General features: G+C 36.0%; 13 protein-coding genes. All 13 read left to right on the top strand.

The genetic code is table 11. The features are described 5' to 3' along the window. Nucleotides 1-735 precede the first annotated feature (735 nt). The 13 genes from AC52CF_RS08235 (at nt 736) to AC52CF_RS08295 (ending at nt 18,659) form a co-directional block, all read left to right on the top strand. On the top strand, nt 736-1,134 hold the full coding sequence (locus AC52CF_RS08235; RefSeq protein WP_214590027.1) for a hypothetical protein: 399 nt from the start codon (nt 736-738) through the stop codon (nt 1,132-1,134). A gap of 175 nt (nt 1,135-1,309) precedes the next feature. After that, nucleotides 1,310-1,576: a helix-turn-helix domain-containing protein gene (locus AC52CF_RS08240; protein WP_214590026.1), complete on the top strand. Its 267-nt coding sequence runs from the start codon at nt 1,310-1,312 to the stop codon at nt 1,574-1,576. A gap of 1,792 nt (nt 1,577-3,368) precedes the next feature. Then, entirely contained in the window at nt 3,369-4,010 is a 642-nt protein-coding gene (locus AC52CF_RS08245) for a DUF6266 family protein (protein WP_496518047.1), read from the top strand. Nucleotides 4,011-4,784: 774 nt separating this feature from the next. Further along, nucleotides 4,785-6,392: a type I restriction-modification system subunit M gene (locus AC52CF_RS08250; protein WP_496518048.1), complete on the top strand. Its 1,608-nt coding sequence runs from the start codon at nt 4,785-4,787 to the stop codon at nt 6,390-6,392. Beyond that, nucleotides 6,382-7,647 (top strand): restriction endonuclease subunit S, encoded by a 1,266-nt coding sequence (locus tag AC52CF_RS08255; RefSeq protein ID WP_496518049.1) that lies wholly within the window; start codon nt 6,382-6,384, stop codon nt 7,645-7,647. Before AC52CF_RS08250 ends, AC52CF_RS08255 begins: the two co-directional genes overlap by 11 nt. A 40-nt stretch (nt 7,648-7,687) precedes the next feature. Then, nucleotides 7,688-8,830 (top strand): PDDEXK-like family protein, encoded by a 1,143-nt coding sequence (locus tag AC52CF_RS08260; protein ID WP_496518050.1) that lies wholly within the window; start codon nt 7,688-7,690, stop codon nt 8,828-8,830. Nucleotides 8,831-8,865: 35 nt separating this feature from the next. After that, on the top strand, nt 8,866-9,330 hold the full coding sequence (locus tag AC52CF_RS08265; RefSeq protein ID WP_214590021.1) for a DUF6998 domain-containing protein: 465 nt from the start codon (nt 8,866-8,868) through the stop codon (nt 9,328-9,330). An 83-nt stretch (nt 9,331-9,413) separates the two neighbouring features. Beyond that, a complete protein-coding gene (locus tag AC52CF_RS08270; RefSeq protein WP_214590020.1) occupies nt 9,414-11,453 on the top strand; it encodes a hypothetical protein in 2,040 nt (679 codons plus the stop codon). A 32-nt stretch (nt 11,454-11,485) separates the two neighbouring features. Next, a complete protein-coding gene (locus AC52CF_RS08275) occupies nt 11,486-11,797 on the top strand; it encodes a transposase (RefSeq protein WP_290266423.1) in 312 nt (103 codons plus the stop codon). A 6-nt stretch (nt 11,798-11,803) separates the two neighbouring features. Continuing rightward, nucleotides 11,804-12,241: a transposase gene (locus AC52CF_RS08280; protein ID WP_496518051.1), complete on the top strand. Its 438-nt coding sequence runs from the start codon at nt 11,804-11,806 to the stop codon at nt 12,239-12,241. Nucleotides 12,242-12,295: 54 nt separating this feature from the next. After that, nucleotides 12,296-15,439: a type I restriction endonuclease subunit R gene (locus AC52CF_RS08285; RefSeq protein WP_214590018.1), complete on the top strand. Its 3,144-nt coding sequence runs from the start codon at nt 12,296-12,298 to the stop codon at nt 15,437-15,439. A gap of 14 nt (nt 15,440-15,453) precedes the next feature. Next, nucleotides 15,454-17,433: an McrB family protein gene (locus tag AC52CF_RS08290; protein WP_214590017.1), complete on the top strand. Its 1,980-nt coding sequence runs from the start codon at nt 15,454-15,456 to the stop codon at nt 17,431-17,433. Further along, nucleotides 17,433-18,659: an McrC family protein gene (locus AC52CF_RS08295; RefSeq protein WP_214590016.1), complete on the top strand. Its 1,227-nt coding sequence runs from the start codon at nt 17,433-17,435 to the stop codon at nt 18,657-18,659. Before AC52CF_RS08290 ends, AC52CF_RS08295 begins: the two co-directional genes overlap by 1 nt. Nucleotide 18,660: the final 1 nt, after the last annotated feature.

Consider the following 18,660-nt stretch of genomic DNA (forward strand, 5'->3'; position numbering starts at 1 on the left):
ATTTTCCCGTTACAATCCGGAAACGAAATTAGACAAAATATTTTTCAACGCAAAGTTTATTTACTGTGCGCTTCGGCTCCGCTCAGCGCACGGTGGTGGGTGTATTTACAATGATCTGTTTAAAATGGAGTGGTAATGAAGTACGCTCTGCAGAGTCGAAGCGGAAAATATCCGCCTTAAAATTTTATCGTAGATAAAATCTTTGCGCCTTAATACATAGAGCATGAAGTTGTTTAAAGTAAAAGATTTTGCTCCTTTAGGAGCAGAATCTGTGTAGAAATAAGAATAAATCCGTCAGTCAATCCATAGGATTGATATCTATACTGCGATAAATTTTCTAAAGATAGCGTTCCTACGGAACGCAGAACGCCTTGCGAATATGGTGTCTACACAGATAAAACTCTATAGAGTTTTCTACCATTTTACTTTAAACAACTTTGATGTTAGAAATCCTGCGCCTTTGCGATTGTAAACAATTTTGGGGAGGGTTATTCAGGATGATGTGTGCTTCGGCTCCGCTCAGCGTACGGTGGCAGGTGTGATTGACAATTATTTGTTTAATGGAATTGCAGCACCGTAGGCTTCGACTCCGCTCAGCCTACAGTGGCAGGTGTATTTACAATGATCTGTTTAAAATGGATTGACAATGATGTACGCTTTGCAGAACCGAAGCGAAAAAGCATCCGCCTTAAAATTTTATCGGAGATAAAATCTTTGCGCCTTAATAGATAGAGCATGTTAGAAATCTTGCGCCTTTGCGATTGTAAACAATTTTGGGGAGGGTTATTCAGGATGATGTGCGCTTCGGCTCCGCTCAGCGTACGGTGGCAGGTTTGCGTTACAATGATTTGTTTAAAATGGGGCGACAATGATGTGCGCTTCGGCTCCGCTCAGCCTACGGTGACGGTATGCGTTACAATGATTTGTTTAAAATGGGGTGACAATGATGTGCGCTTTGACTCCGCTCAGCGTACGGTGGCGGGTGTGGGTACAATGATCTGTTTAAAATGGAATGACATGATGTACGCTGAGCGGAGCCGAAGCGTATCTTTATTTATTTTGAAAATCATGAAAAACATCAAAATTTTTTCCGGTGAACAGCATTCATTTTTACAGGAAATTTTATCCCTCTGATTCCGGATAACTAAAATTTTAACAAATAATTTTCAGAGTTTTTATTAAAGGAATGAATTTCTGCATTGTAGTGTTTCCCCCGCTTCTGCCTTTAGGAGGCGGGATGACGCAATATTTTATATTTCCTCCACGTTTGAAATAAAAATTAATACCATCATTTCTTAAAGAGCACAATATGAAAAAGAAATTTAGCAATACCCCGTTGTATGATGAGGAGACGATGCATACCATTCTGGATATCTTTTCCGGAATTCTGGAAACTCTTGAAAAAAAGCAGATCGGCGATTTGCAGTATTATGACAGTGCCGATGTAAAAAGGCTGCTGAAGATCAGCGACAGTACCTTGTTCAGAATCCGGAAATCACAGAATATTCCGCATGTAAAGATCGGAAAGAAGATATATTATCCCAAATGGTTTTTTAATACTGCCCTCAAAAAATGAGGGTATTTTTTATGCTTTCTGTGGACGGGATCAAATCCCGGATTCTGCTGAATGAGCCGGGTATTGGGCTGGTCATTCCTCTGTCATCCTGAGCGCGAAGCTGCCGAAGGATCTCTTTTCTTATCACAATAATCTGTTGTTTTGATTTTTGTGCGCAATTATATCACGCAGATTGTGGAGATTACGCAGATGTACAATGTAACTTCTTAAGTTACTTTCTAAATATAAAACTTGTTTAAACTAATTTCAGAATTAACCGCAAAAGGGACAAAAGATAATGTTAAAGCGAATTTCCAGGATAATCAAAGCGCTCAAAAGAATAAAAATCAAAGATTTTTAAAAACTATTGTGAGCTTTTTAATTTATAATGATCAACTTTTAAATAAAAAAATTAGTAGATCTTTTGTGACTTTTGTGGTTAAATAAAAGTTTAAACAGACTTATAGTAAACAGCTGAAGGATCTTTTTATTACAATAAATAATTGTCTAACGCTTTCAATTCAATAGCATAGTCTAAAATCAATGATTTTCTGCGCTGTCATCCTGAGCGCGAAGCAGCCGAAGGATCTCTTTTTATCACAATAATCTGTTGTTTCCATTTTCATCCGCAATTGCTTCACGCAGATTTTGGAGATTACGCAGATATACAATGTAACTGCTTAAATTACTTTCTAAATATAGTAAGCAGCTAAATGATCTCTTTTTTTATTACAATAAATAATTGTCTAACGCTTTCAATTCAATAGCATACTCTAAAATCAATGATTTTCTGCGCTGTCATCCTGAGCGCGAAGCAGTCGAAGGATCTTCTTTTACTACAATGATTTATTTAAAATGGCGTAGCAGTGATGTGCGCTTCGGCTCCGCTCAGCGCACGGTGGTGGGTATGGTTGACAATGATTTGTTTAAAATGGTGTAGCAGTGATGTGCGCTTCGGCTCCGCTCAGCACACGGCGGTGGGTATGGTTGACAATGATTTGTTTAAAATGGAATGGCAGTGAAGTACGCTGAGCGGAGCCGAAGCGAAAAATATCCGTATTACATTTTATCGGAGATAAAATCTTTGCGCCTTAATACATATAGCTTGTTAGAAGTCTTGCGTCCTTGCGATTGTAAACAATTTTGGGGAGGGTTATTCAGGTTGATGTGCGCTTCGACTCCGCTCAGCCCACGGTGGCGGGTTTTATTTACAATGATCTGTTTAAAATGGAATCGCATTGATGTGCACTTCGGCTACGCTCAGCCCACGGTGGCGGGTTTTATTTACAATGATTTGTTTAAAATGGAGTTGTACTGAAGTACGCTGAGCGGAGCCGAAGCGAAAAATATCCGTATTACATTTTATCGGAGATAAAATCTTTGCGCCTTAAATAGATAGAGCATGTTAAAAAATATTGCGTCTTTGCGGGTTTAAACAACTTTAGGAATGATTATTTACGATGATCTGCGCTTCAGCTCCGCTCAGCGCACGATGGAGGGTATGGTTGACAATGATTTGTTTAAAATGGAATGACATGAAGTACGCTGAGCGGAGCCGAAGCGTACAATGAAGCAGAAATATTTTCATAAAATTCTTCCGGAATCCTTCGGGTGTTGTTCGGTGTTTCTTCGGAAAAAATCCCATTTTTCCGAAGCCGATCCGAAGAAGACCCGAACATGATCCGAAGAAATGGGTTTTCAAACCGGTCAAAACCGGTCAAAAGCAGTCAAAACCGGTCATCTTTTTCACAGGTGCCTGAAATTGGAAAATTCTGTAATACCTTCGTTCTGTTAACCAATAAAAATGCACAAAATGGCACGAATAACAAAAGGAATCCTTGGAGGATTTTCAGGAAAAGTGGGAACGATTGTAGGCGCAAACTGGCGCGGACAGGACATTATCAGAAGCATTCCCAAACCAAGCTCGAAACAGCCCACCGATAAACAGCTTCTGCAGCAGACCAGATTCAGCATGGTGATCAGCTTTCTGCAGCCGCTCAAAAATATCCAGACGAAGTATTTCGGATCGGGGAGCGGTTCAAAATCGAGGGTGAATATGGCGGTTTTCTATACCATCAGCGAAGCGTTACAGATGAATGGCGATGTTCCCGAACTGGTATACAACAAGGTTCTGATCACGAAAGGTGATCTGGCAGGTTTCCAGAACGTCGCTGCTGCTCCGCAGACCGGAAATATCATTGCGCTGAGCTGGGAAGACAATTCCGCACAGGGAAATGCAGATACCGCCGACAAAGCCAATGCGGTGTGTTATTGCGAAGAACTGGGAACTTTTGAAATTTTCGAATCCGTTGCCGAAAGAGGAGCACTGACTGCTGATGTCACAATGCCTGCTTCCTACACAGGAAAGGAAATTCAGGTCTGGGTGTTTTTCAGGAATGTGAAAGAAACCCTTGCGTGTAACAGCGCGTATCTTGGGGCTATGACGATGATTTAATGAGAAGCCTCTGCCTGAAAGGGCGGAGGTTTTTTTATCCAGGAAAATATATCATTTTAAGAGCCTGCTTACATACTGCTCAATAAAAGATGTACAGGTTTTTCTTAATGATCTGATTGATTTATCTCTTTACCTGATATTGGAGAACAACAATTAGCAGGCGGTTTTCTGATAGTGCCCGTTCGACAGGCTCAGGGTGACATCTGGAATGCTCACCGCAATATTTTAACATTGTCAGGCTGAGCCTGTCGAAGCCTTTATGAGTAAAAGAGATAAGTCTATTATCTCAAATACAATAAACTCTGTTTATCCTTATATTTAACATTAAGAAATCTTCAGATTAAACGGCATCAATGCAAGCTGGTTAAGCTGATTCTGATTAAGGAATCAATCCATTGCTTTTTATTAGGTTTTTAAGCTAAAGGGGTTTAACTCCTTAAGGGTAAAAATAAATGATCAATTTAAACACGCTGAATAAATACAAAATCCAACGATATTTTTTATGGTATCCCGTAATAGTGAAATGTTTTTTTTATTTATATTTGAATTATAATTTAAAAAAACGATAAACCATGATCATCTTTACGATACATTCGATTGATTATCAATCGTCATAGGTTATACCGATATCATATGATGATGCCCGCCGTATGAAAACAGCACTATATTTTTGGAAGTGAAAAGCTGAAAATTCTTAACTTCAAAAATATGCAGGAGGGAAGGAATCGAAGAATTGCGATATATTTGCTGTTCTATTATATCTAAGATTTAACAATGGCAACGAAAACAGCTGCAAAAACAAAGAGTACCGAAGAAATCCTCTGGGATTCTGCCAATAAATTAAGAGGTTCTGTAGAGCCTTCCGAATATAAACACGTGGTGCTGAGTCTCATCTTCCTGAAGTTTGCGAATGACAAATTTCTGAGAAGAAGACAGGAACTCATTAATGAGCACAAAGAAGCGTTCTTAGATATTCCCGAATTTTATCAGGCAGAAAATGTATTTTATCTGCCGGAAGAATCGCGGTGGACTTTCATTATGGAAAACGCCAAGCAGGAAAATATTACCCTGATTGTAGATTCTGCGCTGAAAACTATCGAGCGTACCAACAAATCTCTGGAAGGCGCATTGCCCGATAATTATTTCTCCCGTCTCGGGCTGGATCAGTCTAAGTTTTCGGCTTTGCTGGATACGATTAACAATATTGATACCTTGAAAGATGAAGCCCACGATATTGTGGGACGTGTGTACGAATATTTCCTGAGCAAATTTGCCATTGCCGAAGGGAAAGGAAAAGGAGAGTTCTATACCCCGAAATCGATCGTCAACCTCATCGCGGAAATGATAGAACCCTACAAAGGAAAAATCTATGACCCTTCCTGCGGTTCGGGTGGGATGTTTGTACAGTCGCTGAAATTTATTGAAAAACACAAGGGCAACAAGAAAGATGTTTCTATCTATGGTCAGGAGCTTACCAATACCACCTATAAACTGGCGAAGATGAATCTTGCCATCCGTGGAATCTCCTGTAACCTCGGAAGCAAAGCGGCAGATACTTTTAGCGACGACCAGCACAAAGATCTGAAAGCCGATTACATCATGGCCAACCCGCCTTTTAATTTAAAGGACTGGCGTGCAGAAAACGAACTGACCACCGACCCACGATGGGCAGGGTACGAAGTGCCCCCAAAATCCAATGCCAACTATGCGTGGATTCTGAATATGATCTCCAAACTCTCTCAGAACGGCGTTGCCGGATTTATATTGGCAAACGGTGCACTGAGTGGCGGCGGCGAAGAATATAAAATTCGGAAACAGATCATTGAAAATGATTTGGTAGAAGCCGTGGTGATTTTACCACAAAGTATGTTTTATTCTACCGATATTTCGGTGACACTATGGATTCTGAACCGCAATAAGAATGAAAGAAGTATTGTAAGGGCGAATAATGATTCGTCTGCACCAAACGATGGGGTAAAAAATTACCGCAACCGAAAAGGCGAAGTTCTTTTTATGGATCTGAGACAGAAAGGCGAGCCGTTTGAAAAGAAATTCATTCAGTTTGGCGAGGAAGAGATTACGGCTATTGCTGCCCATTATCACAACTGGCAGCAATTTCCTTCCACTGGAGGGGTGTCCGAAGGACGGGGTGGTTATAATATTCCTGAATATTCTTACAGTGCGACTCTGGAAGAGATCCGCAAAAAAGATTATTCTCTGGTGCCGAGTAAATATATTGAGTTCGTTAACCGGGATGAAAGTCTGGATTATGATGAGCAGATGCAAAGCTTGCAGGCAGATCTGAAAGATTTATTTGAGCAGGAAAACCAATTGAAAGAGGAGGTTTCCAATGTTTTTAAAACTTTGGGGTATGAGTTATAGACGATTGGGTGATATGGTCAAATTTATCAGTAACAAAAATACTGATGGAAATGCTACGGTATTGTTTGGGATTAATATTGATAAATTTTTTATGCCATCTGTGGCAAATATTATTGGTGTTGATTTAAAGAAATATAAACTTGTAAAGAAATATCAATTTGCCTGTAACCGGATGCACGTTGGGCGTGATGAAAGATTACCTATATCAATGTCAACTTTTGATTATGATTTTATTGTTTCTCCGGCATACGATGTTTTTGAAGTAACTTCTTCTGACGTTTTGCCAGAATATTTGATGTTATGGTTCAGACGTAAAGAGTTTGACAGACAGTGTTGGTTTTATACAGATGCAGATGTGCGAGGTGGACTTCATTTGGATGCTTTGAAGTCTATTGAAATCAAGGTTCCATCCATCGAAGAACAGCGACAAATTGTAGCGCAATACCAAAGCATAGCCAACAAAATAAAAGTGAACGAGCAGATTTGCGAGAAACTGGAAGCTGCTGCGCAGGCTTTGTATAAACATTGGTTTGTGGATTTTGAGTTTCCTTATTCCCCTCCGTCGGAGGGGTGTCCGCAGGACGGGGTGGTCATAGAAAAAACTTATAAATCTTCCGGCGGAAAAATGGTTTGGAATGAAGAACTTGGGAAGGAAATTCCGGAGGGGTGGGAAGTGAAGAGTCTTGGAGAAATTTCTAAAATAATTACAAAGGGTACAACTCCAAAAGAAATGTCATTTTTAAAAAATGATTATTATTCTATACCTTTTATTAAAGGTGAAACTATTAATGAAAATCACACATTAAATAATGATAAGACATCATATATAAATGATAATATACATAATGCTGATTTAAAAAGATCAATTATTTATAAGCATGACATTCTTTTTTCAATAGCTGGTACACTAGGTAAATATTCCATCTATGAAGAAAATCACAATGCAAATTGTAATCAAGCAGTAGCTGTTATTAGATCTAATAAAGCAAAATATATCTATTGGAATTTTTTAGCTAATGAACATAAGGAATATTTCAATTTTAATATACAACAAGCCGTACAAGCAAACTATAGCTTAGATACTGTTAGTAATTATAGATTACTTGTAGCTAAAGATAATGATTTAGTAGATTTTTTTACTACTAAAATTTATTATCCAATATTGAATTTTAGAGTTCAAAGCCAAAAACTCACCCAACTGCAAAGTTTGTTGTTATCGCGGTTGGCGGTTGGAGAGGAAGTAGAAGCATCATAAAACATTTTAAAATTAAAAACTAAACCTGAAAACTCTTACCATGAAAGAAATCGCAAAGCTTCTTCAGGAAGTTAACTGGATAATTAAAAATAGAAAATCAGAGCTTGCTAAGAATGATGATTCATTTAATATGTTCAGGATCTGTGGGGTTAATCATTATGAAAATACACATTCATCCATCCTTGCAGAACTGTTAGATCCCAATGGAAGCCATCAGCTGCACCATAAATTTTTAGATGCTTTTATCAATACGCTCATTAAATCGGGTATATTGCCTCCGGAATATGTTTTTGGATATCAGGATGTCGAAGTACACCGGGAATATGCTACACGGTTTGGAAGACTTGATATTTTAATAAAGAATTCTTCGGGCGAAGCTATTTTAATAGAAAATAAAATATATGCAAACGATCAATTCGAGCAGCTGAAAAGGTATCATGCTTTCGGGGTCCAGCAATACGGGACTGCGTTTAAATTGCTTTATTTAACATTATGGGGGAATGAATCTCCACAGACTGCACCTGATAAAACAGATTATCTGCAGGTTTCTTATTGTGAAGTCATCTTAGACTGGCTGGAGCGGTGCATTGAAATAGCGGTAAGGTCTCCTATTGTCCGGGAAACACTGATACAATACAGCAATCACCTTAAAGAGTTAACCAATCAAAATACAACTTCAGCCATGGATAAAGAATTATTCGACCAACTGTCATTAACGGAAAATTTAGATGCCGTTTTTATGATCTCTGACAATCTCAGCAATGTAAAAAATAATCTGATCAATACTGTTTTCCTTAAACAGCTTGAAGAACTGTGCGAAGAAATGGGACTTGATCTGCTAAGTGATCCGGGAGACTACGTTAACACGAGCTGGGCGGGTTTCCAGTTTTCAGTTCCTCATTGGAAAAATTACAAAGTATTCATAGAATTCGGAGCGCAGGGATTAAGAAACTGTATCATTGGTCTGGCTCCTAAAAATGATCAGGTTGATACATCAGCGCTTTCAAAGATTAAAGAAAAAGTAGGAGGCGGAAATGCAAGGCTTGCGTACACCAGATTTCCTAAATATCAGAATTGGCAGGCTGATGCAATGAAAGCCATTATCAGCGGCGAGATGAAAGGGATTATAAAAAATGAAATCAATAAGTTTTTTGAATTGCTGGCAGAGGTTGAAGGGGTGTAGAAAACTGATATAATTATGATGTTATATAAAGAAGTATGAAAGATGAGTTTAAAATACTGTTCACTACGATTAATATATTAAAGGAAAAATACAGGCATCACAAAAAGAATTTTACTTTAGATGGAAAGCTGGTAGGAGATATAGGAGAAGTATTGGTTGCAGAACATTATGGGTTAACTCTTTATGGAGATAATACTCACATTCACGATGGGTTTGTGACAGATTCAAAGGAAAGAGAAGTCCAGATAAAAGCTTCCTTTAAAGAGTATTTTTATTTTACTAAACATATTGATCGAAAACCAAAATATTTTATTGCAGTGCAACTCTATGAAGATGGTACATTTGAAGAAATTTATAATGGAACAGGAGAACTGCTTTTTAATAAATTACTTGCTCATTTACCAACTGACAGAAAGTATCCCTACAGACTATCTGTAAAAAAGTTGAGAGAATTGAACATGTCTGAGGAGAATGTTGATAGGATAATGAGAATCAAATAATAAAACTTATATAAATAATTACTGTTTCCGCGTAAAGGACACTTGTGCAATTTGCTTAATCACTCAAAATTATCTAATAACTTATGAAAAATAAAAATTTATTATCATCTGTAGCGCTATTTAGTGAATTATATAGTAATTCAGACAAGGATATTTTCGATATAATAGGAGATTTTATTCTGGGTATTTGTACGATAGAATCTAAATATTCATTTACATCTGCAGAACTAAAATTGCTTATGGAAAGCACTTTTGGTTTTGATATTCCAGAAGCTGTTCTTAAGACAGTATTAAATAATAGGCTAAACAAAAAGTTAAATAGAAATGGCTTAGTCTATAATTTTGAAATTACACAAAATCACGGAAGAGATGCTATTAAGGATAAGTATAATACTATTAATAACGAACATAAAAATCTGTTTTTAAACTTAATTAAGTTTATTGAGGAAAGAACGCAGCGTAAACTAACATCGCAACAACAACGAAAATTAGAGGATAATTTTTATGAATATTTACTTGATAATGGGTATTCTGAAGAGTATTCTAATTATATAAGTGCTTTTTTTGTAAAAAATGAAGGAAATGGAAATTTTAGAGATATTCTGTTAAGCATTAAAGAAGGTTTAATTTTATATGAAGGAATTAAGTATTCCCCGGACCTAAACGAGCTTGGCACGTGGAAAAATAATTTAACAATCTATTTGGGAACTGAATATTTATTTAATTCGCAAGGGCTAAATGGTGAACTATATAAGGAGATGTTCAATGATTTTTATACATTGGTACAGGAAATCAATATAAAAAATAAAGGTGGAAAAAAGACAATTGAATTAAAATATTTTACTGAAACAAAGTTAGAAATTGATAATTTTTTTTCTACTGCGGAAAAGATCAAATCAGGAAAATTAAGTTTGAAAATTAGTAAACCTGCAATGGTAGACATAGTCAATAATGCTAAAGAAGTTTCTGATGTGGCGTTACGTAAAACTTTGTTTTATAGAGGACTACTTAATTTGGGTATTTATGAAGACGATTACGAATGCTCCATTGAGGAATTGGAAAGATATAATTTAGAGGATAAAACAATTTTAGAAGAGATTGAAAAAATTTCTAAAGAAAAAAATAGAATTTTTAATGAAGTAGATACTGTAGAATTAATTAAGATTTTCACAAAGATAAATTGTCTTCGTAAAGGAAATTCTAAAGTTAACTTTGAAAAATGCTCTTATTTGTATATATCAGAAAATTCTTTAGCGAGATATTTAGGTCATAATAACTTATTAAAGATTAAAGAAGGAGATTTTACTTATTGTAAAGAAATGGATTTTGTGACCACAAAATTTTGGTTCTATTTAAACAAAGGTTTAAATCAACATAAGGATTGTTTACCAAAGACATTTGATTTAATTAATAAAGCTAAAATTATTATTTCTTCTCATTTACAAAATTCAGTCGTTGAAAAGTTCGATGAGTTTTCAGAAAGAGTTAGAAATAATGAACTTAGTGAAGAAGAAATTAAAATTTACAATCTTGAATTAAAGTCTAAAATCTCAAATCCAGAGAAAATTGTTGTTGATACTGTAGATAATTCATTAGATTTTCTTGAAAATGAAGACTACCTTAACAGAGCATACGAAGAAAATATTCTTAAAGATAAAAAGCTGAAAGAGCAGGAGAAAAAATTGCAATATTTTTATGAGAAAGAAAGTTTGGAAAAGCAAAAAAAAGCGGAGGAGGTATTTGAACATGAAAAGTTAAAATGGTCAAGACAAGAAGCACAAAATGATAAAAATATAAATAAAAAAAACCTTCAATATTTTCTTAAATGTTTAATTCCTGAATTTTTTATTATTATTATCACTGTGGTGATTTTTAGAATAAATTCAATTACAGATTGGCTTAAAACTATTTCAGATAATGTCACTATGATATTTTGGATATTTTTAATTTTAGTACTTTTAAGCTTTCAGTTTATAAAAAGTAATTTCGTTGATAAGACAAAAGTTGCTGAAGGTTGGAAAGTCCTAAAATTATACAGATATTATTTTTCTGAAAAATTCATCAGAGATAGAGTTGATTTCCATAAATCTAATTATAAGCCAACTGATAATCTAAATCAATGAAATACACCAAATCCCAATTAGAAAAGTAATCTATGAATCACTACAATCCCCAAAAACACCATCGCCGCTCGATACGGTTACAAGGCTATGATTATAGCCGGGAAGGATTGTATTTTATTACGATTTGTTATCAGGATAGAGCACATTTGTTTGGGAAAATTGCAGAGAAATGTTTACAATTGAATGATGCAGGAATTCAGGCACAACAATGTTGGTTGGATATTCCGAATCATTTTCCAAATGTGGTGCTGCACGAATTTATTATTATGCCCAATCATATCCACGGCATTATTGAATTTGTTGGGGCGAATAATTATTCGCCCAACCCATCATTACCCCAATAACCATTATTGCCTCATCAACCATTGCCCCATAATTTTGGTGTGAATGATCCGGAAATAGGGAATGGTGGAAAAAATATAGAAATGGCGAATGAGGCGAAAGATGCAGAAATTACAAATGCAAAGAGAAATGTTATGAATGGGGGAAATGATGCCGATGCAGAAATGGCGAATATAGGGGCGAAAAATGTGGAAATGGCGAATGGGGCGAAAAATTTTTCGTCCCTATGGCGGTCACCATCAAAAACAATTGGTTCCGTTGTTCGCGGGTTTAAAATCGGGGTTACAAAATGGATGCGTAATAATACCAATGTTATGAATGTGTGGCAAAGGAATTATTATGACCACATTATAAGAAACGAAAAGGATTACCACAGAATATCAGAATACATAAAAAACAATCCGATTCTCTGGAAAGAAGATAGGTTTTATGATAACGGTATTTAATGAGATATTTACGTACGAAAGATATTTCGTTCGTAGGCTATAAAAAAAATAATTATGAAATACACCGAATCCCAATTAGAAAAATCATTCATCCACCTTCTGAAAGAAGAAGGTTATGAATACGTAAATGGCAAAAAGGTAGCACGGGCATCAAACCAGGAGATCCTCATTCGGGAAGATCTGAGTGATTTTCTGCTGTCGCGTTATCCGGATTTGGAAACGATGGAACTGGAAACCCTGATTAATGAACTGGCGTATCAGCCGGCTTCCAATCTCTATGACAGCAATAAATACATTGGAAAACTATTGGCAGACGGTCTGATTTTCAAGCGAAACAATCCTGCAAAAAAAGATCTGCATATCCGTTATATCGATGTAGATTCAGCCAGTCTTTTAGAAACCAATCGTTTCAAGATGGTGAACCAATTGGAGATTCAGGGTAAAGAGCTGCGCATTCCGGATCTGATTGTATACATCAACGGGATTCCGGTGGTGGTTTTTGAGTTTAAAACACTGATTGAAGAAAACGTTACCATTTTTAATGCCTACGAACAATTGGCAAAACGTTACCGGAGAGATATTCCGGAACTGATGAAATACAATGCGTTCTGCATCATCAGCGATGGTGTGAACAACAAAGCGGGTTCTCTGTTTGCACCTTACGATTTTTTCTACGGCTGGCATAAAATTACAGGCGACGAAAAGAAAGCATTAACGGGCATTCATACCGCCACTTCCATCGTTCACGGAATGCTGAACAAGGAAAGGCTGTGTGATATTCTGCATCATTTCATCTGGTTTCCCGATACTTCCAAAAAAGAAGAAAAGATCCTGTGCCGTTATCCGCAGTATTACGCAGCCAACAAACTGTTCAGCAATATCCAAAAGCACCGCAAACCGGAAGGCGACGGAAAGGGCGGAACTTACTTCGGAGCAACCGGTTGTGGAAAGAGTTTTACAATGCTTTACCTTTCCAGACTGCTGATGCGTTCTACACAATTGGCAAGTCCTACCATCATTATTATTTCTGACCGTACCGATCTGGACGATCAGTTATCAAGAGATTTTACCAACGCCAAAGACTTTATTGGCGATGAAAACATCATCAATATAGAATCCAGAGCCGATCTTCGCACAAGATTGCGGGGCAGGGAAAGTGGCGGTGTTTTTCTGACAACCGTACAGAAATTTGCAGAAGATGATGAGGTGTTGAGCGAGCGTAACAATATCATCTGTATTTCAGATGAAGCGCACCGTTCGCAGGTGAATCTGGATTTGAAAGTCCGCATTGATGAAGACGGCGTAAAGAAATCCTATGGGTTTGCAAAATACCTGCACGATTCGCTTCCCAACGCTACGTATGTCGGTTTTACGGGAACACCGATTGATAAAACACTGGATGTTTTCGGTCCTGTGGTAGATTCTTACACGATGTTTGAATCGGTGGTCGATGAAATCACGGTTCGCCTGGTCTATGAAGGTCGTGCTGCAAAAGTGAATCTGAACCATTCTAAAGTAGTGGAAATCGAACAGTATTATCAAAATGCAGTTGCAGAAGGCGCTTCGGAATACCACGTGGAAGCCAGCCAAAAGGCGATTGCCAAAATGGAAGCTGTCTTGGGAGATCCGGGAAGAATTGAAGCCATTGCGCAGGATTTTATCAGTCATTATGAAAAAAGAATCGAGGAAAAAGCGACCGTTGCCGGAAAAGTAATGTTCGTCTGTGCTTCCAGAGAAATTGCGTATAAATTATTCAAAGAAATTATCAGGCAAAGACCGGAATGGAATGAGAAAACCATTGCGGAACATCTGAGCGAGAAAGAACAGAAAGAAATTAAGCCCATAGAGCGCATCAAAATGGTAATGACCCGAAGCAAAGATGATGAAGAAAGCCTGTGGAATCTCCTCGGAACGAAAGAAGACCGAAAGGAACTGGACAGACAGTTTAAACAAAAGCATTCCAACTTTAAAATAGCCATCGTTGTGGATATGTGGCTCACTGGTTTTGATGTGCCGTTTCTCGATACGATCTACATTGATAAACCTTTGCAGACGCATAATCTCATCCAGACCATTTCCCGTGTGAACAGAAAGTCTGAAGGGAAAGACAAAGGTTTGGTAGTCGATTATATCGGCATCAAGAAAAATCTGAATCACGCTTTAGGAATGTTCAATAATACCACGGCAGCAGATGATTTTGAAGACATCGATAAAGCCGTTATTATCGTGAAAGATCAACTGGAACTTTTGAGACAGTTTTTCTATCAGTTCGACACGACGGATTATTTTAAAGGTTCACCTATTGAACAGCTGAATTGCTTAAACCGGGCTTCTGAAGTTGTTCTGATGACAGAGAAATCTGAAAAATTCTTTGTAGAGGTGACCAAAAAACTGAAAGCGGCCTACAACCTGACCTGCAGTGCAGAAATCTTTAACGAAAAAGAAACCGATGAGATTCATTTCTACTTTGCCATCAAATCAATTGTCGTAAAACTGACCAAAGGCGAAGCGCCCGACACCGCACAAATGAATGCGAAAGTGAGTAAAATGGTAGAAGAGGCCATTGTTTCGGAAGGGGTGGAAGAAATCTTTAAACTGGACGACAACAAAGCCAACGCAATTGATTTGTTTAATGATAAGTTTCTGGAAAAAATAAATGCGCTGGAATTACCGAATACCAAGATTAAAATCCTTGAAAGATTGCTGAAACAGGCGATCTCTGATTTTAAAAAAGTAAATAAAGTAAAAGGCATCGAGTTTTCTGAAAGGCTTCAGAAAATCATTAACAGCTACAACGAAAGAAGCGAACTGGATATTTTGGATTATGACGGCATCCAGACCGATACTTCCGAACAGATCCTCGACCTGATTTTAAAACTGCGTACCGAAATGGCGTCTTTTGAAGATTTAGGAATTGATTACGAAGAAAAAGCCTTTTACGACATTCTGGATATGGTCTGCACGCAATACGGTTTTACCTTTGATAAAAACAAAATGCTGGAACTCGCCCGAGAAATTAAAAAAATTGTAGACGACACCGCCAAGTTCCCGGACTGGAGCGACAGAGAAGACATCAAAGCACAATTGAAAATGGAAATCATCGTCAAGCTTCATCAGTTCGGCTATCCGCCGATTACGCAGGATGAGGTGTATAAGAATGTGCTGGAACAGGCGGAGAATTTTAAGAGGAATAGATAAATTAATTGAGCAATATGGTTAACAAAATAGAAGATAAAATAATAAAAATTTCGGATAAAATTTTAAATATACTGTTAGAATTTAGAGAGAAAAAATCCGATTTTACTTTTTCTTTGCGACAAAGAGATAGTCCTCAATCTAAAGATAAGAGATTAGATAAAGGTTTTTGGTTTCAAGGGTCTACTTATATTTATGTTCCTCTTTTTAAAAAAGGAGATAATGCAAGAAAATTAAAAACATTGGGTTTCGTTGTTGGTTTTAGTAAAGATGGGGAAAAACTTCACAATTATATTGAGATTTCGTTTAAAGTTGGAAGTAATAATAATGAAAAAGCTTTTCATAAAGAATTGGCTGATTTTTTCAATATAAAATTAGATAAAAATAATGTAGGATATTATAAATTTTCTAGCAACGATTATGAGAATAATATTAATTTTTATTTAAATGAATTTAGAAATAAAGCTTTAGAATTATTGGATAAGTATTCTATTACAAAACAATTTGTAATTACTGAAGATCAATTTAAAAAATCATTGACTAAGATTAATAAGATAAGAGAAAATCTTAATTTTTTTTCAAATCAAGAAAAAATAAGCGCAATAGAACCTAATATTATTCATAGATATGATATTAATTTACCTTTAAATCAAATCCTCTATGGTCCACCAGGAACTGGTAAAACACATAAGTTATTAAATGAATATTATAGTCATTTTGAAGTTCAGAATAAAACTGTTACTAAAGAAGAGTTTGAATTTGAAATCATCAATAAACTTAGTTGGTGGCAAGTGTTTGCTCTTATACTTTTAGAAAATAAAAGTTTAACGGTACCAGATATTAAAAAACACAGATTTGTAGGTTACAAGCTACAAGTTTCAAATACTAAAAGTTTAAGCCAAACAGTTTGGGGGCAATTATCTGCACACACAATTGAAGCTTCAGACACTGTTCAATATAGCAAAAGAACCGAACCTTTAATTTTTAATAAATCAAATGATTCCGTTTGGCAAATTGTTAATGAAAAAAAAGAACTAATTGATGAGTTATTAGAATTATCACAAAAGATCGGAGATTATAAGGGAAAAGTTGTCACCTCTAAAAACTATAAATTCATTACTTTTCATCAATCCTTTTCTTATGAAGATTTTATTGAAGGAATCAAGCCTATATTGGATAAAGATGTAGGCGATGAATCTGCTGACGTAATTTACACTATCGAAAAAGGAATTTTTTATGAATGTTGTAACGAGGCAGCAAAGATTGCAGGATTTCTGAGCTTAAAAGATTCCATTGAAAGTTATACTAAAGAAGAAAGAATAGCTAAGTTTGAGAATTCTCCTCCTTACGGTTTATTCATTGATGAAATTAACAGAGGAAATATTTCTCAAATATTTGGAGAATTAATAACTGTTATTGAAGACACAAAAAGGCTTGGTAAAAATGAAATTATAGTAGAATTGCCATACAGTAAAAACAAATTCGGAGTGCCTCCAAATCTCTACATTATCGGCACAATGAATACCGCAGACCGAAGTATAGAAGCCTTAGATACAGCTTTGAGAAGACGTTTTTGTTTTGAAGAAATGTTGCCCAAGCCTAACCTGCTTAACGATATGATTATTGGTACAGTTAAGTTAGACGAACTATTAACCACAATAAATAAAAGAATAGAAGTGTTACTGGATCGAGATCACACCATTGGTCATTCTTATTTTATTAACGTAAAAACAGAACAAGATCTTAGAAATACTTTTAAGACTAATATCATTCCATTATTGCAGGAATATTTCTATGGAGACTATGAAAAAATCGGGATGATTTTAGGGATTGGATTTTTTGATGAACAAGAAAAATATGATAATAAATTTTTTGCCGCTTTTCCTACACAAAATTATCCTGAAGGAGGAAATATTCTTAGATTAAAAACGATTGATGACAATTTTAATATCATCAATGCAATAAACATATTATTGGGTAATAACTCAAATCAATAATGAATAGAATCCAAGTTTTTGAACACAGCTTCTTACCCATTGGAGAAAATGGTTTTGAAAAACGTCATTTTGTAGCGTTATCAAAACTTAACGCCCTACACAATTATCAATATTTTGATTTGAAACATAATGGAGTAGTGTTCAAGCAATTTGTTGGTGTTATTCAGGCAGGTAATCTCACAATAGAGATTCTCCCAAAGATAGACCGTTACGAATCTGAAGATCAGGAAAACAAAACAAAGTGGCAAAAGGTATTAATAGAAATGTTGCGTGTAACCAAAAAACTGAAAATTCAACAGGTTGGGCAAGCCAATGTTTCCAGACAGTCGATTCATCTGCTAGATATTTATTTTGAATGGTTTCTGAACGAGGTGCAATTGTTGATTCACCAAGGTTTAATTAAACAATATTATAAGGAAACCGGAAATGTAAAAGCTCTGAAAGGAAAGCTAGAATTTGCTAGACATATTAATAAAAATCTTGTTCATAAGGAAAGATTTTACACCACCCATCAAGTGTATGAAAAAGATCATTTAATTCATCAGATTTTAGGTCAGGCTTTGGATATTATCGCTCACCTTTCAAAAGGAAGTTATCTTTATAGTAAATGTAAAACAGTACAGCTTGATTTTCCAGAAGTCAAAAAGATTAATGCAACAGAAATCACATTTTCCAAAGTCCCGAAATCCAGAAAGACCGTACCTTACGAAACGGCTTTATCCATAGCCCGACTAATTATTTTGAATTATGCGCCTAATATTTCGAGTGGTTCAGAAAAAATGCTGGCTTTGCTTTTTAATATGAACAGTCTTTGGGAAGAATATGTTTTGGTCAAATTAAAACAGGCGGCGCAAGGAACAGGCATTGAAGTTTACGGGCAGGATTCAAAAGCGTTTTGGAACGGAATTACTATTCGCCCCGATGTTGTCCTGAAAAAGAATGATGAGGTTGTTTTAATTATTGACACCAAATGGAAGAATATTGATCAGTCGCAACCTTCAACGCATGATTTGAGACAGATGTATGTGTACAATGAATATTGGACGAGTAAAAAGGCGCTTTTGCTTTATCCATCAAATAATAATGAGTTAAATCAGTTTTCAAGGTTTGAAAAAATCAGTGAAGATGAACACCATCAATGTGGTTTGGGTAAAATTTCTGTTTTAAACTCTTTCTCACAGTTAGATGATCGTATAGGAAATATAATTTTAAATACAATTAATTAAA

The organism is Chryseobacterium sp. 2P (assembly GCF_059579425.1).